Origin of the sequence: Phycobacter azelaicus (genome assembly GCF_014884385.1) — a bacterium.
Taxonomy (GTDB): domain Bacteria; phylum Pseudomonadota; class Alphaproteobacteria; order Rhodobacterales; family Rhodobacteraceae; genus Phycobacter; species Phycobacter azelaicus.
Map to the genome: position 1 here is coordinate 1956446 of NZ_WKFH01000003.1, position 20332 is coordinate 1976777.

The window sequence follows — 20332 nt, forward strand, 5'->3', positions numbered from 1 at the left end:
CGGGCAGAACTGACCCCGATCCCGCGCAGCGCGCGGGGCCGGGGCACGGACTGATCAGAACGTCAGCGCCGGGCAGCTGTCGTCGGACATGTAGTCATGAACTTTCAGCTCGCCCGAGGCGATCTTGGCCGCGGCCTCGTCCACCATGGCCTGCATTTCGGCAGAGACCAGCGGCGCGTTGTTGTCGTCCAGCGCATAGCCCACACCGCCATTGGCCAGCCCCATGACCGAGAAGCCGGTTTCCATGTCGGGACCATCGCTGAAGGCTTCGTAGACAGCATTGTCGACACGTTTCATCATCGAGGTCAGAACCTTGCCGGGGTGCAGGTGGTTCTGGTTGCTGTCCACGCCGATCGACAGGATGTCTTCATCGGCAGCGGTCTGCAGAACGCCCACGCCTGTGCCGCCTGCGGCCGCATAGACAACATCAGCGCCCTGGCTGATCTGCGCCTTGGTCAGCTCGGATCCCTTCACCGGATCGTTCCAGGCCGCCGGGGTGGTGCCGGTCATGTTGGCGATGACCTTGGCGTCGGGGTTGGCGGCCATCACGCCCTGGGCATAGCCGCAGGCGAATTTGCGGATCAGCGGGATGTCCATGCCGCCGATGAAACCGACGGTGCCGGATTTCGATGCTTCAGCCGCCATCATGCCGACCAGGTAGGAGCCTTCATGCTCGTTGAAGACAACCGAGCGCACGTTGGGCTGATCGACGACCATATCGATGATGGTGAACTTTGTGTCCGGGTAATCGGCAGCGACCTGACCCAGCGCATCGGCAAAGGCAAAGCCCGCCATCACGATCGGGTTGGAGCCTGCTTCGGCAAAGCGGCGCAGGGCCTGCTCGCGTTGGGCTTCGGACTGCAGCTCGATCTCGCGGAAGCTGTTGCCGGTTTCTTCGGCCCAGCGTTTGGCGCCGTTGAAGGCCGCTTCGTTGAAGGATTTGTCGAATTTGCCGCCAAGGTCAAAGATCAGCGCCGGTTCGGCCAGCGCCGCGCCTGCGGTCAGTGCCAGTGCCGCCGATGCGCCCATCAGGGATTTCATCAGGCTCATGTGGATACTCCCAAGTTGTTTTTAATTGTTAAGGCCGGTGCCCGGCCACCCGGCATATAGGTTGTCCGGGAACAGGGTCTAGGTGCGGCAATTTAGCCCGCAGGGCTAGGACAGGGTCAACCGCTTTTTGACCAATCGGTGGAAATCCGGGCAGATGGCCTAACGTAAGGTGCGCTGCATAAGCACGGCATCCACCGCCGGCGCGCCTTTGCGCGTGTAGTATCCGGCGCGGCGGCCGCATTCTGCGAATCCGTAACTCTGGTACAGAGCCTGTGCGGGCATGTTGTCGGCTGCGACCTCAAGAAAGGCTTCGGCTGCGCCGCGCGCGGTGGCCTCCCTTTGCCAGGTCTCCATGATCCGGCGCGCAAGGCCCTGTCGCTGATGATCAGGATGAGTGGCGATGGTCAGGAGTTCGGCCTCTTGGGCAATGATCCGCACCAGCGCAAAGCTGCGCGCATCCCCGACGGCAAGGGTGAGGGGGCTCTCCAGAAGCGCTGCAAATTCATCTGCGCTCCACGAACGTGAATGTGTAAATGCCGCTGCGTGGGTGGTTGCCATCTGATCTGGCGTTGGCAGTTCAACCATCGATCAGCTGTGGCGGCACATCGCGTGAGGGTGCGGCATCGGCCGCGCGCAAGTAGAGCGGGGCAGGCGGCGCAAGGTCTTCGCCCATCCTAGCCGCGGCAATGCGCGCAATGGCTTCGGCCAGTCCTGCAGGCGAGGCTTCGGGCGCGAAGGCCAGCCCGGCACCGCGCGCGGCGTCTTCGGCCTCCTGGCGGGGCATCAGACGCGGTGCCTGATCGGGCAGGGCGGCATAGACCTGATCGCGCGGCGCGGGGATTGCGGGCAAGGTGTCCTTGGTGGCGCGCGCTTCAAACCCATCGACGCCAACGGTCGGAATCTCAAGCCCCAGCGCGAGGCCGCGTGCGGCGGAGACGGCGATGCGGATACCGGTGAAATTGCCGGGGCCGATACCGACGCCGATGGCGTCCAACTGCGCCCATGTACACCCTGCTGACGCCAGGACCTCTTCCAGCAGCGGCAACAGACGTTCCGCCTGACCGCGCGCCATCGGCTCCAGAGCCTCTGCCAGGACCGAGTCCCCCCGCAGCAAAGCGGCCGCGCAATGCGCGGCCGATGTGTCAAAGCCCAGAACAAGTGGCTCGGCAGTCATCCCTCATCCTTTCCTGTCGCTCAGAAGGCGACTCGCCGCCGGTGCGGCTTATACGGCGACAGGGCGCACTTCGGTCACTTCCGGGATATAGTGGCGCAGCAGGTTCTCGATGCCCATTTTCAGTGTCAGCGTCGAGGACGGGCAGCCGGCGCAGGCGCCTTGCATGTGCAGGTAAACGACGCCGCGCTCAAACCCGTGGAAGGTGATGTCGCCGCCGTCCTGCGCCACGGCAGGGCGTACGCGGCTGTCGAGCAGTTCTTTGATCTGGCTTACAACTTCACCGTGTTCACCGGAGTGTTCAGCATGTCCGGATGCCTGCTCACCTCCCGCGTTGATGACCGGCTGGCCGGACTGGTAATGCTCCATCACGGCGCCCAGGATCGCGGGCTTGATGTGGTCCCATTCGACATCATCCGCTTTGGTCACGGTGACAAAGTCATTGCCGAAGAAAACCCCATTCACGCCCTTCACCGCAAAGATCCGAGAGGCCAGAGGAGAGGTCTCAGCTGCCTCGGCAGTTGCGAAATCGGCTGTTCCTGCCTCCAGAACGGTCTGTCCCGGAAGGAATTTCAGCGTCGCCGGGTTCGGCGTGGATTCGGTCTGAATGAACATCTGAGGCCTCCGTTTAACTGAGCCAGATATGCGCGCCGCGCACCGACAAGTCAAGGTTTGGAATGGTTCTAAAATGTGCAAGGCCCGTCTGCGCCAGCAAACACGATCTTTGGGCGCAGGTAATCAAAGGGATTCGCCCCGATGTCAGGTGATCGCTTCCAGCCGGTCCTTGGAGAGATCCCCGGGCACGATGGTGATCGGCACGGGCAGGCTGCCCGAGGTCTTGCTCAACTGGTTCACAAGCGGTCCCGGACCCTTGCGGTCAGTTCCTGCGCCTAGAACCAGAACGCCGATTTCGGGGTCTGCATCAATCTGGGCCAAAATCTCGGGCACGGCTTCGCCCTCGCGAATAATCAACTCAGGATCGACGCCCTGCCGGTCACGCATCCATTTGGCAAAGACCTCGAAATGAGCATGAATGCGTTCGCGGGCCTCTTCGCGCATGACCTCGCCGACGCCGATCCAATGATTGAACTCATCGGGTGGGATGATCGACAGGATCGCCACACCACCGCCCGTGCTTGCCGCCCGCATGGCGGCAAAACGCATGGCGTTCAGACATTCGCGACTGTCATCCAGCACAACCAGGAATTTGCGCATCTCATCCCTCCACACTTCCAGTCAATCTGCCCGAGGGGCCGTCCCCTGTCCATCGCTTTTGCGATGCAACTGTTTGGCGACGCGGGTTGCATAAAGCATCAGCACCACTGCCAGCACCAACAGGCGAAAGAGGTGCGCCGCTGCCACAAAGGTCGGGTCGGCGCCAAGGGCGGCGCCCAGGATGATCATGGTTTCCAGCCCGCCCGGAGAGAAGCCGAGCAGCACATCCAACAGCGGCAGGCCCGAAAGATGGGCCGCCGGCACCGCTACTGCAGCAGCCAGCCCGCATGTCAGCAGCACGATCACGCCGCCTGCCAGCAGGCTGTCGCGCAGCTCTCCCCATGTCATGCCGGTAAACCGCGTGCCGATCAGGCTACCCATCAGGATCAGTGCACCTTGCGCGCCCCATCCCGGCAGACCACCCTCGGTCCAGCCGCCAAGATGCGCGCCAGCGGCTACGGTGATCCCTGCGATCAGCGTCGGGGCGGGCAGTTTCATCAGGGCGAGGAAAGGTGATACGGCCATCGCGAGCGCGATTTGCGCTGCGATCCAGATCCACGGAGCTACGACAGAGCTGCTTGGCAATCCCATGCCGATCTCCAGTCCCGCCATGGCGGCTCCCAACGGAACGAGCAGTGTTAGCGCCATAAGCCGGATCGAAGCCAGGACCACCGGCCTGGTCAGCGACAGGGACAGGCTGTCTGCAAGGGCGATCACCAGGCTCAGGTGGCCCGGCGCCGAGGCGAGGAAGGACTCGTGCCGCTCGAATGGCAAAAGGCGCGGTACAAGGCTGCGTCCTGCGATTGGGGTGGCGATGGTGAGCAGCGCCAAAAGGCCAAAAGCCACCGGCCAGCGCATCACGGCATCGAAACTGTCGGGGCTGACCATGGAGCCGATGCTGAGCCCCATCACCAGGAAACCTCCGTTGCGCAGGCGGGGGGCGATGCCCATCGGCGCCCCCCACAGGCTTGCAGCAGATACGGCAATGGCAGGTCCTGCGAGCAAAGCCATGGGCATGTGGATCAATGATGCGAGCAGCGCTCCGACTCCGCCGACGGCAAGGGTCAGGAGGCTGCGTCGCGCTTCATCCATGCGTGGCGGCCCAGTCCCAGTACATCTCGCGCACGCGGCGGGCCACGGGGCCGACCTGGTACTGCCGCTCGTCAAAGGCTGTGACCGGGGTGACCTTGCTCATGTTCCCGGACATGAAGACCTCGTCCGCCTCCTCGAAATCCTTGAAGGTCAGCACGGTCTCATGCACCGTCACGCCATCGGCCTTCAGGTTCTTGATGTGGCGGGCGCGGGTGATGCCGGCCAGGAAGGTCCCGTTGGCGATCGGCGTGAACACTTCGCCATCGCGCACCATAAAGATGTTGGCAGTGGCGGTTTCCGCCACATTGCCCATCGCGTCCTGCACCAGCGCATTGGTGAAGCCCTTGGCCCGCGCCTCGCGCAGCATGCGGGCGTTGTTTGGATATAGGCAGCCGGCCTTGGCGTTGACCACGGCGCTTTCCAGCACCGGGCGGCGGAAGCGCGTGCGGGTCAGGGTGGCGCTGGCTTCGGCCGGGGCCATCGGGATCTCTTCGAGACACAGGGCAAACTGGGTGCTTTCTGGCTTGGGCGCGATCATGGTCGCATCGCCATCGGTCGCCCAGTACATCGGGCGGATATAGACGGCGGCGCCGGGGGCAAAGCGTTTCAGACCCTCGCGGGTGATCTCCACCATTTCTTCGACCGACAGGGTAGGCTGCATCATCAGCGCCGAGGCCGAGGCATTGGCCCGCGCGCAATGGAGATCCAGATCCGGCGTCATGCCGTCAAACAGTCGTGCCCCGTCAAAGATCGAAGAACCCAGCCAGGAGGCGTGATCGGCCGCCTTCATGATCGGCACATCGCCGTCGTGCCAGGCGCCGTTGAAATAGGTGTGGATAGTGCTGCCAGCTGCCATGGGTCCGGGCCTTTCGAAATACCTTACTTTGACCGGACCCTATGAGTCTGGCACGGCAAGGTCCAGATCCACAAACGCGCTTTGGTGCACATCGGCCCGTGCAAAGCCTCTACGGCGTTGCACGTTTGGCGCGCGCACATATAAGGCCCCGTCAGGCTGTTTCGCGTGCGAAACAAATGGCACAGTGGGCTGTGTCCTGCTCCCACGCGCCGCAAGGCGCGCCACGCCCAACGGGGCGGGGCGCATCTGTGATGCGTCCAAGTCCAGGCGGGAGACGCCCGGTTCCAGGCTTCAGCTCATGGCCGCGAGGCTCAGACCCTTGAGGATCGCACCGGCGTCCTTTTCCCATTGGCTGCGCAGATCTGCATTCTGGGTGTGGCGCAGGCCCATGGCCGCGAGGCCTTCGAACTTCTCTGAGCCTTCGGCGCCAAAAGAGGCTGCAACACGCGGCCACCAGTAATTCACCGACTCTTGCGCCTGCGGTGCTTCGCCATGCTGAACCAGTTGGGTCAGCCCTTCTTCGGCCAGTTCCGCATGGCGCGCTTCGATGGGAAGGATGGCGCGAAACGCTTCGGCCAGCGGCTGGTATGAGACGCGCGAGAGTTCCCCGAGTTGCACCGTAACGGCCCGACCCATCAGCAGGTTCATCACCACCGCATCTGTCCAGCCTTCCAGCGGATAGTTGAAGACGGCAAGGCGCATGTCGTGCTTGCTGCGGCTCTGGCCGATATCGGCGCTGCGCTCCAGCCGCGCGGTCCAGGGGTGATGATCGGCGTAAGCCTCGGTATCGGCGCCAAAGTCTCCCATGATCTGCAGCACCTTGTCGGCGTTGTCGGTTTTTTCCAGCACGATCTTGGCGGCAGCGATGCGTGCTTTGATGCCGGGGCCTTCATTGATGATATCGGCAAAACCTGCCGCACCGGCAAGTTCGCTGTCCACGAAAGTGGCCATCAATTTCAAGAGCTCGGCGCGGTAGCGCGGCGGCACGTTGGATGGGTTGGTCAGCTTGCCGCCCTGCGCAAGATAGCTTGCGATGCTCATATCCTCGGCCATGGATGTCCTCCCTCATGATCGGCCCAATGCATCATGGGCCGCAAAATAAAAGACGCGCCCCGAAGGGCGCGCCGTGAAATCTGTTACTGATCGTAATCCACGACCACCTTGTCGGTGACCGGATAGGCCTGGCAGGACAGCACATAGCCCTTTTCGACCTCGTAATCCTCAAGCGCGTGGTTGGTGACCATTTCGACCTCGCCCTCCAGCACCTTGCAGCGGCAAGTGGAGCAGACCCCGGCCTTGCAGGCATAGGGCGCATCCATTGCATTCTCCAGCGCGGCATCCAGGATCGTGGTGTCCTTGCCCATCTGGATCGTCTGGGTCGCACCGTCCAGCGTGATGGCGGCAGAGGTCTGATTGGCGCCGCTGGCCGCATCCGCCGCAGATGCCTTGCGCTTGGCGCGACCCGGCTGGGCGCTGGCGAAGAGTTCAAACTTAATCTGATCATCGCTCAGGCCCGCGGTGCGCAGGGCGGCGGCGATGCCCAACATCATCGGCTCCGGACCGCAGATAAAGGCGGTGTCGACGTTCTTGATATCGATCCAATGCTCGAACAGCTGGGCGCATTTCTCCTCGGTCACAAGGCCGGTGAAAAGGTCGATCTCCTGCGCGTCGCTTTCCAGGATGTGGATGACGTTGAAGCGCCCCATGTAGAGGTTCTTCAGATCCTCCAGCTCCTCGCGGAACATGATCGTGTTCACACCCTTGTTGGCATAGACCAGCGTGAAGGTGGAGTTCGGCTCCGCCGCCAGTGTGGTCTTGAGGATCGACAGCACAGGGGTGATGCCGGATCCGCCGGCAAAGCCGAGGTAGGACTTCTCAGCCGCCGCATCGAGCGGGGTGAAGAAGGTGCCCATGGGGGCCATCGCCTGCAGGGTATCGCCCGCTTTCAGCTCGGTGTTGGCCCAGGTCGAAAAGGCGCCGCCGTCGACGCGCTTGATGCCCACCTGAAGGATGCCCTCGTCCTTTCCGGCGCAGATCGAGTAGCTGCGGCGTAGCTCCTCGCCGTCGAAATCGCGGCGGAAGGTCAGGTACTGGCCCTGGGTGAAATCGAACTCCGCTGCCGCGCCATTGACGGGCTTCAGGGAGACGACAACCGCATCGCGGATCGTCTTGCGGACATCAGTGACTTCTAGATCGTGGAAGCGCGCCATGGAGGTCTCCTCAGATGCACTTGAAATAATCAAAGGGTTCGAGGCAGTCCTGGCAGCGCCAGTGTGCCTTGCACGGGGTCGAGCCGAACTGGCTGACCAATGTGACGTTCTTGCTGCCGCAATGCGGGCATTTCTCGGGGCCGCCCGCAGGTTGCGGCGGGGCGATCCCGTATTCTTCCAGCTTGGCGCGGCCTTTTTGCGACAGCCAGTCGGTGGTCCAGGGCGGCGCGATCTGGGTCTTGAGGCGGATGTTTTCCACTCCGTGATCGCGCAGGGCGGTCTCGATATCCATGTTGATCACCGCCGTGGCCGGGCAGCCCGAATAAGTGGGGGTGACGGCCACTTCCAGCGTGTCGCCATCCCAGGCAACGCCGCGAATGATGCCGAGATCCACCAGGGAGATCACCGGGATTTCCGGATCGGGCACGGCGTCCAGCCATTCCCAGATCTGTTCCACGCTTGGCTTGTCTACAGTTTGGCTCATGTGGATGTCCTCATGTTCTGGACCGGATGTTCTAGCCTGGCAGCCCGAATGGTCGGGCAAGGCCCGTCCGAAGCGATGGTCGGGGCCATGGCCCCAACCAATGGGGCAAGGCCCCGGTGCGTGTTACCACTTGGCGCCGGGATAGGCGCGCTGCAGCCACTGCATCTGTGTCAGAAGATGGCCCAGATGTTCGGTGTGCATCTGGCCTGTACGCCCGCCCTTGTGGCCGAAGGCGCTGTCGGGGATGGTCAGCGTTGCTTCGCCCATGATCCGGCCGATCAGCGCATCGAAATCGGCGCGCAGGGATGCTGGATCGGGGGCGATGCCCGCCTTGACCATCTCGGCATCCACCTCGTCGGACTGGAACATCTCGCCCACATAGGGCCAGAGGTAATCCAGCGCCTCCTGCATGCGGCGGTGGCTTTCCTCGGTGCCATCGCCCAGACCCACAACCGTATCGGCCGAGCGTTCCAGGTGATAAGCGACTTCCTTGCTGGCCTTGGCGGCAATCGCGGCAACCCGTTCGTCGCTCGATTTCATCAAATGACCCAGCTGGATCGAGTGCCAGGCATCGAACAGGCACTGGCGCATCAGGGTGCGGCCAAAGTCGCCGTTCGGCACTTCGACCAGCAGCAGATTGCGGAAATCCCAGACGTCGCGCAGGAAGGCGAGATCATCTGCCGATTTGCCTTCGCCCTGCACTTCGCCCGCGAGGCCAAGCCACATCTGGGTCTGGCCGATGAGGTCCAGCGCGGTATTGGCCAGCGCAATGTCTTCTTCCAGAACCGGGGCATGGCCGCACCATTCGCTGACGCGGTGGCCCAGGATCAGGGTGTTGTCGCCCATCCGTAAAAGGAACTGGGTAAACGCCTCATCGCGGGTCATCACATTGCCCCCACTTCTTCGGGGATGTCAAAGAAGGTCGGGTGACGGTAGACCTTTGACTCGGACGGCTCATAGAGCGGGCCCTTGTCGCCGGGGGAGGAGGCCGCGATGTGGTTGGCTTCGACCACCCAGATCGACACGCCTTCGTTGCGACGGGTGTAGACGTCGCGGGCGTTCTTGATCGCCATCTCGGCGTCCGGCGCATGCAAGGAGCCGACATGGCGGTGGCTCATGCCGTGCTGGCCGCGGATGAAGATTTCCCAAAGGGGCCATTCGTTTTTCATGGGGAGTTCCTCCTGGCTGAGGGGCCACCCTGCCGCGCATCTCGCTTCGGGCGCGGGCAGGGGGCGGGTAAGGCTTGGATCGCTTATTCGGCGGCGTGCTTGCGCGCGGCCTTCTTCTGGGCGTGGGCCAAAAGACCGTCGCGCACCCATGCGCCGTCGTCCCAGGCGGTGTTGCGGGCCGCCAGACGATCGGTGTTGCAGGGGCCGTTGCCCTGGATCACGTCGAAGAACTCCGACCAGTCGGGATCGGTGTAATCGTAGTGACCGCGTTCCTCGTTCCACTTGATGTTCGGATCGGGCAGGTCGAGGCCCAGGAATTCGATCTGAGGCACGGTCTGGTCGACGAACTTCTGACGCAGCTCGTCATTGGTGTTCATCTTGATCTTCCAGGCCATCGACTGCGCCGAGTGGACCGAGTCCTTGTCCGAGGGGCCGAACATCATCAGCGATGGGAACCACAGGCGGTTCAGCGCGTCCTGTGCCATCTTCTTCTGCTCGGGCGTGCCTTCGGCCATCTTGCGGATGGCGTCATAGCCCTGACGCTGGTGGAAGCTTTCTTCCTTGCAGATGCGGATCATGGCGCGGCTGTAGGGGCCGAACGACGTCCGTTGCAGCGGCACCTGGTTCATGATCGCAGCGCCGTCAACCAGCCAGCCCACGGCGCCGATATCGGCCCAGTTCAGGGTCGGGTAGTTGAAGATCGAGGAATACTTCATGCGGCCATCGAGCAGCATCTCGGTCAGCTCATCGCGGGACACGCCCAAAGTTTCTGCCGCGCAGTAGAGGTACAGACCATGGCCCGCCTCATCCTGCACCTTGGCCAGCAGGATCGCCTTGCGCTCCAGCGTGGGTGCGCGGGTGATCCAGTTGCCCTCGGGGAGCTGGCCGACGATTTCCGAATGCGCGTGCTGGCCGATCTGGCGGATCAGGGTCTTGCGATAGCCTTCGGGCATCCAGTCCTTGGGCTCGATCTTTTCGCCCCGATCAATGCGCGCCTGAAAGGCGGCCAGCTTTTCGGGATCGTCCTGCGTTGCCTCGGATTTTACCATCTGAGCATACATAGCGCGTCTCCTCCGTTATACTCGTTCCAGGATCAGGGCGGTGCCCTGTCCGACACCAACGCACATGGTGCAGAGCGCATAGCGCCCGCCGGTGCGTTGCAGTTGATAGGCTGCTGTCAGCACAAGCCGTGCGCCCGACATGCCAAGCGGGTGACCGATGGCGATGGCGCCGCCATTGGGGTTCACATGGGGCGCATCATCCGCCACGCCAAGGGCGCGCAGGGTGGCAAGCCCCTGCGAGGCAAAGGCCTCGTTCAGCTCGATCACATCCATCTGGTCGATGGTAAGGCCGGTGCGGGCCAGAACCTTTTGCGTCGCGGGCACAGGGCCGATGCCCATCACGCGCGGCTCGACCCCGGCGGCCGCCATGCCGACGATACGCGCCATGGGTTTGAGGCCATTCTTTGCGGCAGCGGCCTCATTCGCCATCAGGATGGCGGCGGCGCCGTCGTTGACGCCGGAGGCATTGCCTGCGGTCACGGTCTTGTCGGGGCCGTTGACGCCCTTCAGCTTGGCCAGCTTTTCCGCATCGGTGCCGGGGCGGGGGTGTTCGTCGGTTTCCACGACCAGCGGATCGCCCTTGCGCTGGGGGATGGTGACCGGGGTGATCTCCTCGGCAAAGACGCCTGCCTCATGCGCGGCGGCCCAGCGGGCCTGGCTCCGGGCGGCAAAGGCGTCCTGATCCGCGCGAGAGACGTCATAGTCTTCGGCCACGTTGTCAGCGGTCTGCGGCATTGAGTCCGTGCCGTACATCTCGTGCATCTTCTTGTTCACGAAGCGCCAGCCGATGGTGGTGTCATAAACCGCATTGGCTCGGGTGAAGGCCGAGGTTGCCTTGGGCATCACGAAGGGCGCGCGGCTCATGCTTTCGACGCCGCCCGCGATGGCCATGTCATAATCGCCCGCACGGATCCCGCGGCTGGCCATGCCCACCGCATCCATGCCGGATGCACAGAGACGGTTGATGGTGGTGCCGGGCACGTCCACCGGCAGACCCGCCAGCAGGGCCGCCATGCGCGCCACGTTGCGGTTGCTTTCGCCAGCCTGGTTGGCATCGCCAAAGATCACGTCATCAATGCTGGCCCAGTCCACATTTGGGTTGCGCGCAACAAGTGAGGCAATGGGCGCTGCGGCCAGATCGTCGGTGCGGACCTGGGAAAGGGCGCCGCCGTAGCGGCCAATCGGGGTCCGGGTGGCATCGCAGATGAATGCATCCATGGGGCTTCATGTCTCCTAAGGGGTCAAAAATTAGCCGACCGTGTAGTCGATGTACATTAAAGCATCGATTCGCGGCAAGTAAAATGTAACGAGAAGTGAAATATATGATGAATTGTGTAACGTATTGTTTGGCAGAGTGACCTCACGTCCTTCCTGCTGGTCTCCGAATTTCAGTTGCGGGGGAGGTCGGATTTCAGGCAGGCTAAAACAGAACGATCGGTCTGTTGCGGAGTGGAGGAGCCCGCAGAAGGCGTTACATCGAGGGAGGAGAGATGGTGAGGAGCCTGCGCGTCGGTGGTGCCAGCGGCTTTTGGGGCGATGCGTCCCTTGCGACCCCGCAGCTTTTGGCGGCGGGTGGGCTGGATGTCATCGTCTATGACTACCTGGCCGAGATCACCATGGCGATCCTGGCCCGCGCCCGAGCCAAGGATCCCTCCGCCGGCTATGCCAGTGATTTCGTGAGCGGTGCCATGGCGCCGAACCTGGCCGAGATCGCGGCGCAGGGCGTGCGCATCATCTCCAACGCTGGCGGGGTCAATCCCGGAGCCTGCGCCGCTGCCCTGCGCGAAGAGATCGTGCGGCAGGGGCTAAGCTTGAAGGTCGCGGTCATTGAAGGAGACGACCTGACGGCAAGGTCAGAAGAGATTGCAGCCAAGGCTCCGGTCGAGATGTTTACGGGCGCGCCCTTTCCGCCCAAGGACAGGATCGCAAGTATCAACGCCTACCTTGGCGCCTTTCCCATTGCTGCCGCTTTGGATCGGGGCGCGGATATCGTCATTACCGGCCGCTGCGTCGACAGCGCCGTCACCCTTGGCGCCTGCATCCATCATTTCGGCTGGAGGACGTATGATCTGGACCAGCTCGCGGGCGGGTCCCTGGCGGGGCATATCCTCGAATGCGGACCGCAGGCCACGGGCGGGAACTTCACCGACTGGCAAGATGTGGTGGAGGGGCTGGACACCATCGGCTACCCCATTGCCGAGGTGCATTCCGATGGCAGTTTTGATGTTGTTAAGCCGGAAGGCACCGGCGGGCTGGTCTCGCGCGGCACGGTCGGCGAGCAGATGCTTTATGAGATCGGCGATCCTCAGACGTACGTCCTGCCTGATGTCATCTGCGATTTCTCCGACGTGAAACTTGAAAATACTGGCTCCGACCGGGTGCATGTGGCGGGGGCAAAGGGTCTTGGAGTGCCGGATGACTACAAGACCTGTCTCACCTATGCTGATGGCTATCGCGGGGGACATATCTTCACCTTCTATGGCTTGGAGGCCGAAGAAAAGGCCCGCGCCTTTGCAGATGCCGCGCTGGCGCGCACGCGGGCGCAGCTCAAGGCCATGAACGCGCCGGACTTCACCGATGTCAGCGTCGAACTGATCGGCGCCGAAAGCCAGTTCGGCGCGATGCGCCAAAGCCCCCCCGCGCGCGAGGTCGCCACCAAGATCGCCGTGCGCCACGTGGATGCCCGCGCTGTGGGGCTGTTCATGAAAGAGGCAACCGGGCTTGGCCTTGCAACCCCGCCGGGGCTGTCGGGCTTTGCAGGCACACGGCCTCGGCCCAGCCCGGTGCTCGCGCTGTTTTCCTACCTCACGCCCAAGGATCAGGTGACGGTCACGCTGCGCGATGAGGCTGGAGAGGTCGACATCCTTGCGGCTGCGACAGTTGAGACGACGCCACCCCAGCGCCCCGCGCTGCCCCTTAAACCGACGGCCAAGAGCTTGGTGGAGGTGCCGCTTGTGCGCCTGGCCTTTGGGCGCAGCGGTGACAAGGGCGACATCGCCAATATCGGCATACTCGCCCGCCGCGCCGACTTCATGCCCTGGATCTGGGCCGCGCTGGATGAGGATCACATCGCCCGCATCTTTGGCCACTTCACCAAAGGCCAGATCGAACGCTTCTACCTGCCGGGGAGTGCCTCGATGAACATCCTGCTCCATGGCGCGCTGGGCGGGGGAGGCACTTCCTCCCTGCGCAATGACCCGCAGGCCAAGGGATATGCGCAGCTGTTGTTGGCCGCCCCGGTGGCGGTGGATGCTGATCTGTTGGAGGCAGGGGAGCAGAATGAATAAGATAGACGGAGCCGTGTCATGACAGTCTTTCAAAGCCGGATCAGCCCGGCCAGCGATGCCTTTCAGGCGAACCGCGCCGATATGCTGGCGCTGGTGGACCGGATGCGCGCGCTTGAGGCCCGCGCGGCGGCCAAATCCGATGAGCGCCGGCCGGTCTTTGATAAACGCGGTCAGCTCTCCCCGCGTGAGCGGGTCTCGGCGCTGCTGGATCCCGGCATGCCCTTTGTCGAGCTTTATAACATGGCGTCCTATCTTGTGGACGATCCGGACCCTGAAACCTCGGTCCCCGGCGCTTCGATCATCACTGGCATTGGCTATGTCTCGGGCGTACGCTGTCTGGTCTTTGCGGATGATGCGGGGATCAATGCAGGCGCGATGACCGGGAAATCGGTGGATAAGGCGCTGGGGGCGCTCCAGATCGCGCATCGCCAGAAGCTGCCCTTTATCCATCTGGTCGAAAGCGCTGGCGCCGATCTGATGCGCTACACGGTCGAACTCTGGGCCCATGGCGGCGGCATGTTTGCAGGGCTTGCGCGGCTGTCGGCGGCGGGCATTCCGGTGATCACGGTACTGCATGGGGCCTCCACCGCCGGGGGCGCATACCAGCCGGGGCTGTCGGACTATGTGATCGGGGTCAAGGGCAATGGCATGGCAATGCTGGCGGGTGCCGCGCTGGTGCAGGCCGCCACCGGAGAGGTCGCAAAGGACGCCGATCTGGGCGGCGCCGAGATGCACGCCGAGGTGACGGGGCTGGTGGAATACCTGGCCGAGGATGACGCCCATGGGATCGAGATCGCCCGTGATGTGGTTGCGGGGCTGGGTTGGCCTTCGGGGGCTGCGCCGGTTCCAGACTATGACGCGCCGCAATACGACCCCGATGAACTGGCGGGCGTGGTGCCGGTCGATTACCGCAAACCCTATGACATGCGCGAGGTCGCGGCTCGGATCGTGGATGGCTCGGATCTTTTGGACTTCAAACCGGGCTACGGGCCTGCGACGCTCTGCCTGCAGGCGCGCATCATGGGGCAGCCTGTAGGGATCCTTGCCAACAACGGTCCCATAGACCCGGACGGCGCCACCAAGGCGACGCATTTCCTGCAGGCGATGGATCAGGCGGGTACGCCGGTCATCTTTCTGAACAACACCACCGGCTATATGGTCGGCACCGAGTACGAACGCGGTGGCATGATCAAGCATGGCTCCAAGATGATCCAGGCGGTGACCAACCTGCGGGTGCCCAAGATCTCGCTCTATGTGGGGGCCAGTTTCGGGGCCGGGAACTATGGCATGTGCGGCCATGCCTTTGGTGCCGATTTCCTGTTCACCTGGCCCAATGCCATGACCGGCGTGATGGGCGGAGAACAGGCCGCGCTGACCATGGAGCAGGTCGCCCGCCGTACCGCCGCGCGCAAGGGCTTCCCGGTGGATGAGGAACGCCTGGCCGCCCAGCGGGCCAAGATCACCGCGCATTTCGACCGCCAGTCGGACGCCTTTTATACCTCTGGCCATATGCTCGACATGGGGATGATCGACCCGCGCGACAGCCGCCGGGTGATCGGGTTTTGCCTTGCAACTTGCATGGAGGCCCGCAGCCGCGATCTGCGGCCCAATGCCTTTGGCGTGGCGCGGGCGTGAAGGGAGAGCGGACATGACACAGATCACCTCACTCCTTGTGGCGAACCGGGGCGAGATCGCCCTGCGTATCATGAAAACCGCCCGCGCCATGGGCATCACCTGCATTGCTGTTTACACCGATGCGGACGCAGGCAGCCCGCATGTGGCTTTTGCCGACCGGGCCATCTGCATCGGCGCGGGGCCTGTCGGCGACAGCTATCTTTCGGCGGAAAAGCTGATCGCGGCGGCGCGGGAGGTCGGCGCGGATGCGGTACACCCTGGCTATGGCTTCCTGTCGGAAAGCGCTGAATTCGCAAGCGCCTGCACAGAGGCGGGCCTCATCTTCATCGGCCCCGGCGCCGAGGCGATTGCCCTGATGGGCAACAAGGCCGCTGCCAAGCGGCGCATGATCGCGGCAGGGGTGCCTTGCGTTCCGGGCTATGAGGGCGAAGACCAGTCGGCGGATCTCTTGGCGGCGGAGGCGGCGCGCATCGGCTATCCGGTGATGATCAAGGCCGCCGCGGGGGGTGGCGGTCGTGGCATGCGCCTGGTGGAGCGGCCCGAGGATTTCACGGGAGCGCTGGGCCTTGCACAAAGCGAGGCCTTGTCGGCTTTTGGATCAGATGAGGTGATCCTCGAAAAAGCGGTGATCCGCCCCCGTCACGTGGAAATCCAGATCTTTGCCGACCAAGAGGGCAATGCCATCCATCTGGGCGAACGCGACTGTTCTGTCCAGCGCCGCCATCAAAAGGTGGTGGAGGAGGCGCCGAGCCCAGCTCTGGATGAGGACTTACGCGCCCGTATGGGTGCCGCCGCGGTCGAGGCCGCCCGTGCCATCGGCTATGTCGGCGCCGGGACGGTGGAGTTTCTGCTGGATGCGGAGGCTACCTTCTATTTCCTCGAGATGAACACCCGCTTGCAGGTGGAACACCCGGTCACCGAAATGGTCACCGGTCTGGATCTTGTGGCGTTGCAGATCCGTGTGGCCGAAGGTCAGCCTCTTGGGCTGGCGCAAGAGGGAGTGACTCTGACCGGCCACGCCATCGAGGTGCGCCTTTACGCCGAAGACCCCGCGCAGGATTTCCTGCCGCAGGCCGGGCGTATCGCCCAGTGGCAGGCGCCGAGTGGCGTGGGCATCCGCGTTGATGCCGGGATTGTCAGCGGGCAGGAGATCTCTCCCTACTATGATCCGATGCTGGCCAAACTCATCGCCCATGGCGCAACGCGGGCCGAGGCGTTGGGGCGATTGACCGCTGCACTGAAGGATCTGGCCCTTTTCGGTGTGTCCTGCAATCGCGATTTCCTGTTGCAGGTTCTCTCTCACCCGGAATTCTCCGCAGGACAGGCGACAACCGGCTTCATTGCCGATCACCTGCCTTCTGATCTGGCGGTGCCCGTGAGTACAAAGGAGATCGCCCTTGCGGCGGCTCTGATCTACCGCGCCGACCAGGATGCAGCGGCCAAGGCCAGCGGCGTTGCGCCCGAGCTTTTGGGCTGGTCGGCACAAGGCGTTCTGCAAGCGCGGCTGAAGATCGCCACCGGGGAGGCGGAGCATGATCTGCGGCTGAGCGAAGCGGGCGATATGTTGACCGTCACTCACGGGGATTGGTCGCATCAGGTGACCGGGCAGGGTACGGATCTGCGCCTCGATGCCATCCGCGCCGATCTGCGGCATGTTGTGATGGAGGGCGAGCGGCTGTTCGTGGCCAGTGGCGGGCGCATATTCGAGGTCACGCGCCTGCGGGCGGGCGCCGGGTCAGCAGCCGGCGGCGCCGGTGGCCAGATCACCGCGCCCATGCATGGCGCGCTTTTGGAGGTCTGCATTGCGGTGGGCGACCGTGTTGATGTGGGCACGCGTGTGGCGGTGCTCGAGGCAATGAAGATGCAGCATGAAATTCTGACTGGGGCTGCTGGCACGGTGACAGACGTGCCAGTCACTGCGGGCGCTCAGGTCAAGGCGGGCGACCTTCTGGCTTCTATTGACGTGGATGGAGGTGAAGCATGAACTCGGACCTGTGCAGACGGCTTGGCATCGAATTTCCGCTCTTTGCCTTCTCGCATTGCCGCGACGTGGTGGCCGCCGTCACCAATGCAGGCGGCCTGGGCGTCTTTGGCGCCGCGATGATGAGCCCCGAGCAGCTGGAAGAGGAACTGAGCTGGATCGACGATCATGTGGACGGGCGACCCTATGGCGTGGATCTTATCGTGCCCAACAAGTTCGAGGCCAAGGGGCAGGATATCCCGGCCGAGCAGATTCTCGCCATGGTGCCCGAGGGGCACAAGGATTTTGCCGCCTCCGTGTTGCGTGACAAGGGGCTTGATCCCGGCGATCTGGATGCGCGGCGGCAGGAGCTTCTGGTCTTTCGCGACAATATCAGCGCGACAGGCGCACGGCGCAGTCTGGAGGTGGCCTTTCGCCATCCCATCGCGCTGATCGCCAATGCGCTGGGCGTACCGCCTGCCGATATGCTGGAGATGGGCAAGGCCCATGGCGTTGCCGTGGCGGCGCTGGTTGGTACGGCACAGCACGCCCGTGCGCAGGTTGCTGCCGGGGTGGATATCATCGTCGCCGCTGGCGGAGAGGCCGGCGGGCACACCGGCGAGGTCGCGACCATGGTGCTGGTGCCCGAGGTGGTGCAGGCGGTTGAGGCGATGGGCGCCTCGGTGCCGGTTTTGGCAGCAGGCGGCATCGCCAGCGGCGCGCAGATGGCGGGGGCAATGGCCATGGGGGCGGCGGGGGCCTGGTGCGGCTCGGTCTGGCTGACGACGGCGGAGGCCGAGACAAACCCTGTGGTGAAGGAAAAGATGCTGGCGGCCAGCAGCGCCGACACGGTGCGGGCGCGCTCACGCACGGGCAAGCCGTCGCGTCAGCTGGTCAGCGGCTGGACCGAAGCCTGGGAGGGCAAAGGCGCGCCGAAACCGCTGCCCATGCCCTTGCAGACGCTCGTTTCTGAGCCGGCACTGGCGCGGATCGATCAGTTGAGCCAGGCGGGGGATGTGGGCGCACAGGATCTGGCCACCTACTGGGTCGGGCAGGGCGTTGGCCTGATGACGCAGGCCATGTCGGCAGGGGCGGTGGTGCAGGCCTTCAAGGAGGATTTCCTGCGCGGCTATGAGCGGTTGCAGAACGCGCTGGAGGGGTGATCTATCCTGCGTAGTGGAGCACGGTGTTGGGATAGCCGACCCCGTCGATCTCGAAGACGGTCTCACCCACGGTTTCAAAACCCTGCCGGTGATAAAACCCGATGGCGGGTGTGTTTTCTGAATTGGTCGTGAGCCAGGGGGCGCCAAGGCCATTGGTGTCGCAATAGTCCAGCCCGGCCCGCAGCAAGCCTGCTCCGATGCCGTGTCCGTGATGGCGTGGCTGTACGTAGAGGGTGGAGATCTCTGTATCACGTTCGCCCACGGGAGAGGTGCGATTTTCCGTGACGCGGATATAGCCATCGATCCCGACCCGGTTTTGCGAGACGATGAGGACTTCCCTGGGGTCCTGCAGCAGATCTTCAAAATGGCGTGTGGAGAAGGCGTCGAGGACGAATCTTGCAAAGGTCTCGTTCACCCCTTCGCGCAGGTAGGTGCCGGTCCAGACCTCGATCGAAAGGGCTGCGAGGGCCGCACAATCACCTTCGGTCGCTGGGCGAAGCTGCAGTGCGGATGCGTTTGACGTCATCAGGGAGGCTTTCTTGGGCTCTGGGGGCTTGTGGCCGCGGTTAAAGCACGCGAAGGCCGAGCGTGAAAGGGAGGTGCGTGGAAATGCTCCGACGCATGCAGTGGGGCGGGAAAGCCCCGGGCAGCTGTCGGGTGTTTTGGGCTGGCGGTCGGTGGCGGCATCGATAGGGTGCCGCTGAAACGCAACGACAAACGCAAAGGGTGAACTCCCGCCCGTCTCGGTCCATTTGCAAATGGACCTGCGCCAGTTGGGCCCGGCGCCGCGCATGGCGCGGCGCTGCACCATGCCCTGATGGTGCGATGCCCAAGGTCACCAAGGGCCATCCCGGCCTTGCGGGTGGACCTGCGGTGCGGGAGGTCTTCCCTGAGAAGGAGAATTGACATGCGCATGTTTTATGGCGGCGCTGCGGTGATCGGGACGGCGGTCCCTTGGTTGTTCTTTGGCAGTTTTTTTGCCGCAAACGGACTCGATATCCCGGCCTTTCTGGCGGGGCTGGTCGCGAACGGGGCAGCGGGTGGGTTTTCTGCCGATGTTCTGCTGTCGATCTGCGTCTTCTGGGTCTGGAGCTGGCGCGATGCGAAAGAGTTGGGCCTTAACCGCTGGTGGTTGGTTCTGCCTGCCGGGTTCACGGTCGGTCTGTCTCTTGCCCTTCCGCTTTACCTTTGGATGCGGGAGGGACTGCGAAAGCAAGCCGTCTGACCTCTGCTGAAACCCAGTGTGTCGCTGGCGCGGCGTTGCCTCTGGCGGAAGCGCATCCTATCCTGCGCGCCAAGCCACAAAGGCAGGAGAATGTAACACCCATGGCCGGGCAGAGCGAGCAGTTACTCAATGCGATCCTGAGCGATATAGACGCCGGTCGCCTCAACCCTGGTGACGTGTTGGACGAGGCCGGACTTGTCACTCGCCACGGTGTCTCGCGCACGCCGGTGCGGGAGGTGCTGATCCAGCTGGAAACCGCCGGGCTGATCCGCCGCCTGCCGCGCAAGGGGGCGGTTCTGTTCAAGCCGACGCTGGAAGAGTTCCTCGCCATCCTTGAGGTTCATGCCAAGCTGGAGGGGCAGGCCGCCGGCCTTGCCGCGCGCCGCATGACCAAGACCCAAGCCGAGGAACTGGAGCGGATCGTTGCCGCCTGCGAGGCGCACGCGGTCGAGAAAGGCGATGGTGACCCCGATGGCTATTACCAGCTGAACCTGCGTTTTCACGAGGTGGTCGCGCTTGGCTCCGGTAATCCCTTCCTTGTGGAGATGATCAAGACCAATGCGCGCAAGCTGATGGCCTATTACCGTGCGCGCTACCGCTATCCGGGTTCCATCGCGCAATCGGCCAAGGATCATCGCAGGCTGGCCGGGCTGATCCTGGCCCATGACAGCGCAGCGGCCGAGGCAGAAATGGCCGCCCACGTGCAGTTCGATCAGGTGACGGTGATGGATCTTCTGGCGGCCTTGGGCTGACC

The 20332-nt window shown here is 63.5% G+C and carries 21 protein-coding genes; 6 read left to right on the top strand and 15 right to left on the bottom strand.

The window, feature by feature from the left end; all coding sequences use genetic code 11:
• Positions 1-54 precede the first annotated feature (54 nt).
• From INS80_RS10545 to pcaF, 14 genes are all read right to left on the bottom strand, one after another.
• On the bottom strand, positions 55-1050 hold the full coding sequence (locus INS80_RS10545; RefSeq protein WP_192965595.1) for a BMP family lipoprotein: 996 nt from the start codon (positions 1048-1050) through the stop codon (positions 55-57).
• 159 nt (positions 1051-1209) lie between these two features.
• On the bottom strand, positions 1210-1608 hold the full coding sequence (locus tag INS80_RS10550) for a GNAT family N-acetyltransferase (RefSeq protein WP_192965596.1): 399 nt from the start codon (positions 1606-1608) through the stop codon (positions 1210-1212).
• Between the two features lie 19 nt (positions 1609-1627).
• Complete coding sequence (tsaB, locus tag INS80_RS10555; protein WP_192965597.1) at positions 1628-2224, bottom strand: tRNA (adenosine(37)-N6)-threonylcarbamoyltransferase complex dimerization subunit type 1 TsaB; 597 nt, start codon at positions 2222-2224, stop codon at positions 1628-1630.
• A 48-nt stretch (positions 2225-2272) separates the two neighbouring features.
• Complete coding sequence (locus tag INS80_RS10560) at positions 2273-2836, bottom strand: NifU family protein (RefSeq protein ID WP_192965598.1); 564 nt, start codon at positions 2834-2836, stop codon at positions 2273-2275.
• Positions 2837-2980: 144 nt separating this feature from the next.
• Positions 2981-3436, bottom strand: coding sequence for a universal stress protein (locus INS80_RS10565; RefSeq protein ID WP_192965599.1), 456 nt, complete (start codon positions 3434-3436; stop codon positions 2981-2983).
• A 21-nt stretch (positions 3437-3457) separates the two neighbouring features.
• Positions 3458-4528 (bottom strand): AbrB family transcriptional regulator, encoded by a 1071-nt coding sequence (locus tag INS80_RS10570; RefSeq protein WP_192965600.1) that lies wholly within the window; start codon positions 4526-4528, stop codon positions 3458-3460.
• Complete coding sequence (locus INS80_RS10575; RefSeq protein ID WP_192965601.1) at positions 4521-5384, bottom strand: branched-chain amino acid aminotransferase; 864 nt, start codon at positions 5382-5384, stop codon at positions 4521-4523. Before INS80_RS10575 ends, INS80_RS10570 begins: the two co-directional genes overlap by 8 nt.
• 291 nt (positions 5385-5675) lie before the next feature.
• The gene (locus INS80_RS10580; protein ID WP_192965602.1) at positions 5676-6437 is read right to left on the bottom strand and encodes a Phenylacetic acid catabolic protein; all 762 of its coding nucleotides are present in this window, start codon (positions 6435-6437) and stop codon (positions 5676-5678) included.
• 83 nt (positions 6438-6520) lie between these two features.
• The gene (gene paaE / locus INS80_RS10585; protein ID WP_192965603.1) at positions 6521-7594 is read right to left on the bottom strand and encodes a 1,2-phenylacetyl-CoA epoxidase subunit PaaE; all 1074 of its coding nucleotides are present in this window, start codon (positions 7592-7594) and stop codon (positions 6521-6523) included.
• Positions 7595-7604: 10 nt separating this feature from the next.
• Positions 7605-8078, bottom strand: a complete 474-nt coding sequence (paaD, locus tag INS80_RS10590; RefSeq protein ID WP_192965604.1) for a 1,2-phenylacetyl-CoA epoxidase subunit PaaD — start codon at positions 8076-8078, stop codon at positions 7605-7607.
• 123 nt (positions 8079-8201) lie between these two features.
• On the bottom strand, positions 8202-8963 hold the full coding sequence (gene paaC, locus INS80_RS10595) for a 1,2-phenylacetyl-CoA epoxidase subunit PaaC (RefSeq protein WP_192965605.1): 762 nt from the start codon (positions 8961-8963) through the stop codon (positions 8202-8204).
• Positions 8963-9247 carry a 1,2-phenylacetyl-CoA epoxidase subunit PaaB gene (gene paaB / locus INS80_RS10600; protein WP_192965606.1) on the bottom strand — a complete coding sequence of 95 codons (285 nt, stop codon included), beginning with the start codon at positions 9245-9247 and terminating at the stop codon, positions 8963-8965. Before paaB ends, paaC begins: the two co-directional genes overlap by 1 nt.
• An 83-nt stretch (positions 9248-9330) precedes the next feature.
• Positions 9331-10308, bottom strand: a complete 978-nt coding sequence (gene paaA / locus INS80_RS10605) for a 1,2-phenylacetyl-CoA epoxidase subunit PaaA (RefSeq protein WP_192965607.1) — start codon at positions 10306-10308, stop codon at positions 9331-9333.
• 15 nt (positions 10309-10323) lie between these two features.
• Positions 10324-11526 (bottom strand): 3-oxoadipyl-CoA thiolase, encoded by a 1203-nt coding sequence (gene pcaF, locus INS80_RS10610; protein ID WP_192965608.1) that lies wholly within the window; start codon positions 11524-11526, stop codon positions 10324-10326.
• A 272-nt stretch (positions 11527-11798) separates the two neighbouring features.
• Between pcaF and INS80_RS10615 the strand changes: the two genes are divergently transcribed.
• From INS80_RS10615 to INS80_RS10630, 4 genes are read left to right on the top strand one after another with little or no spacing between them, the layout of a single operon-like run.
• Positions 11799-13595: an acyclic terpene utilization AtuA family protein gene (locus INS80_RS10615; RefSeq protein WP_192965609.1), complete on the top strand. Its 1797-nt coding sequence runs from the start codon at positions 11799-11801 to the stop codon at positions 13593-13595.
• A gap of 18 nt (positions 13596-13613) precedes the next feature.
• Entirely contained in the window at positions 13614-15230 is a 1617-nt protein-coding gene (locus INS80_RS10620) for an acyl-CoA carboxylase subunit beta (protein WP_192965610.1), read from the top strand.
• 13 nt (positions 15231-15243) lie between these two features.
• Positions 15244-17214 (top strand): acetyl-CoA carboxylase biotin carboxylase subunit, encoded by a 1971-nt coding sequence (locus tag INS80_RS10625; RefSeq protein WP_192965611.1) that lies wholly within the window; start codon positions 15244-15246, stop codon positions 17212-17214.
• Positions 17211-18353, top strand: coding sequence for a nitronate monooxygenase (locus tag INS80_RS10630; protein WP_192965612.1), 1143 nt, complete (start codon positions 17211-17213; stop codon positions 18351-18353). The genes INS80_RS10625 and INS80_RS10630 overlap by 4 nt, the downstream gene beginning before the upstream one ends.
• A gap of 1 nt (position 18354) precedes the next feature.
• Here the strand turns inward: INS80_RS10630 and INS80_RS10635 are convergent, their stop codons facing one another.
• Complete coding sequence (locus INS80_RS10635; RefSeq protein WP_192965613.1) at positions 18355-18879, bottom strand: GNAT family N-acetyltransferase; 525 nt, start codon at positions 18877-18879, stop codon at positions 18355-18357.
• 381 nt (positions 18880-19260) lie between these two features.
• On the opposite strand from INS80_RS10635, the gene INS80_RS10640 reads away from it, so the two are divergent.
• Positions 19261-19578, top strand: a complete 318-nt coding sequence (locus INS80_RS10640) for a DUF2834 domain-containing protein (protein ID WP_192965614.1) — start codon at positions 19261-19263, stop codon at positions 19576-19578.
• 101 nt (positions 19579-19679) lie between these two features.
• On the top strand, positions 19680-20330 hold the full coding sequence (locus INS80_RS10645; protein ID WP_192965615.1) for a GntR family transcriptional regulator: 651 nt from the start codon (positions 19680-19682) through the stop codon (positions 20328-20330).
• Positions 20331-20332: the final 2 nt, after the last annotated feature.

Excerpts from the sequence above, each read along its gene's own strand:
- INS80_RS10545 (WP_192965595.1), bottom strand. The coding sequence starts at position 1,050 with ATGAGCCTGATGAAATCCCTGATGGGCGCATCGGCGGCACTGGCACTG.
- INS80_RS10550 (WP_192965596.1), bottom strand. The coding sequence starts at position 1,608 with ATGGCAACCACCCACGCAGCGGCATTTACACATTCACGTTCGTGGAGC.
- tsaB (WP_192965597.1), bottom strand. The coding sequence starts at position 2,224 with ATGACTGCCGAGCCACTTGTTCTGGGCTTTGACACATCGGCCGCGCAT.
- INS80_RS10560 (WP_192965598.1), bottom strand. The coding sequence starts at position 2,836 with ATGTTCATTCAGACCGAATCCACGCCGAACCCGGCGACGCTGAAATTC.
- INS80_RS10565 (WP_192965599.1), bottom strand. The coding sequence starts at position 3,436 with ATGCGCAAATTCCTGGTTGTGCTGGATGACAGTCGCGAATGTCTGAAC.
- INS80_RS10570 (WP_192965600.1), bottom strand. The coding sequence starts at position 4,528 with ATGGATGAAGCGCGACGCAGCCTCCTGACCCTTGCCGTCGGCGGAGTC.
- INS80_RS10575 (WP_192965601.1), bottom strand. The coding sequence starts at position 5,384 with ATGGCAGCTGGCAGCACTATCCACACCTATTTCAACGGCGCCTGGCAC.
- INS80_RS10580 (WP_192965602.1), bottom strand. The coding sequence starts at position 6,437 with ATGGCCGAGGATATGAGCATCGCAAGCTATCTTGCGCAGGGCGGCAAG.
- paaE (WP_192965603.1), bottom strand. The coding sequence starts at position 7,594 with ATGGCGCGCTTCCACGATCTAGAAGTCACTGATGTCCGCAAGACGATC.
- paaD (WP_192965604.1), bottom strand. The coding sequence starts at position 8,078 with ATGAGCCAAACTGTAGACAAGCCAAGCGTGGAACAGATCTGGGAATGG.
- paaC (WP_192965605.1), bottom strand. The coding sequence starts at position 8,963 with ATGACCCGCGATGAGGCGTTTACCCAGTTCCTTTTACGGATGGGCGAC.
- paaB (WP_192965606.1), bottom strand. The coding sequence starts at position 9,247 with ATGAAAAACGAATGGCCCCTTTGGGAAATCTTCATCCGCGGCCAGCAC.
- paaA (WP_192965607.1), bottom strand. The coding sequence starts at position 10,308 with ATGTATGCTCAGATGGTAAAATCCGAGGCAACGCAGGACGATCCCGAA.
- pcaF (WP_192965608.1), bottom strand. The coding sequence starts at position 11,526 with ATGGATGCATTCATCTGCGATGCCACCCGGACCCCGATTGGCCGCTAC.
- INS80_RS10615 (WP_192965609.1), top strand. The coding sequence starts at position 11,799 with ATGGTGAGGAGCCTGCGCGTCGGTGGTGCCAGCGGCTTTTGGGGCGAT.
- INS80_RS10620 (WP_192965610.1), top strand. The coding sequence starts at position 13,614 with ATGACAGTCTTTCAAAGCCGGATCAGCCCGGCCAGCGATGCCTTTCAG.
- INS80_RS10625 (WP_192965611.1), top strand. The coding sequence starts at position 15,244 with ATGACACAGATCACCTCACTCCTTGTGGCGAACCGGGGCGAGATCGCC.
- INS80_RS10630 (WP_192965612.1), top strand. The coding sequence starts at position 17,211 with ATGAACTCGGACCTGTGCAGACGGCTTGGCATCGAATTTCCGCTCTTT.
- INS80_RS10635 (WP_192965613.1), bottom strand. The coding sequence starts at position 18,879 with ATGACGTCAAACGCATCCGCACTGCAGCTTCGCCCAGCGACCGAAGGT.
- INS80_RS10640 (WP_192965614.1), top strand. The coding sequence starts at position 19,261 with ATGCGCATGTTTTATGGCGGCGCTGCGGTGATCGGGACGGCGGTCCCT.
- INS80_RS10645 (WP_192965615.1), top strand. The coding sequence starts at position 19,680 with ATGGCCGGGCAGAGCGAGCAGTTACTCAATGCGATCCTGAGCGATATA.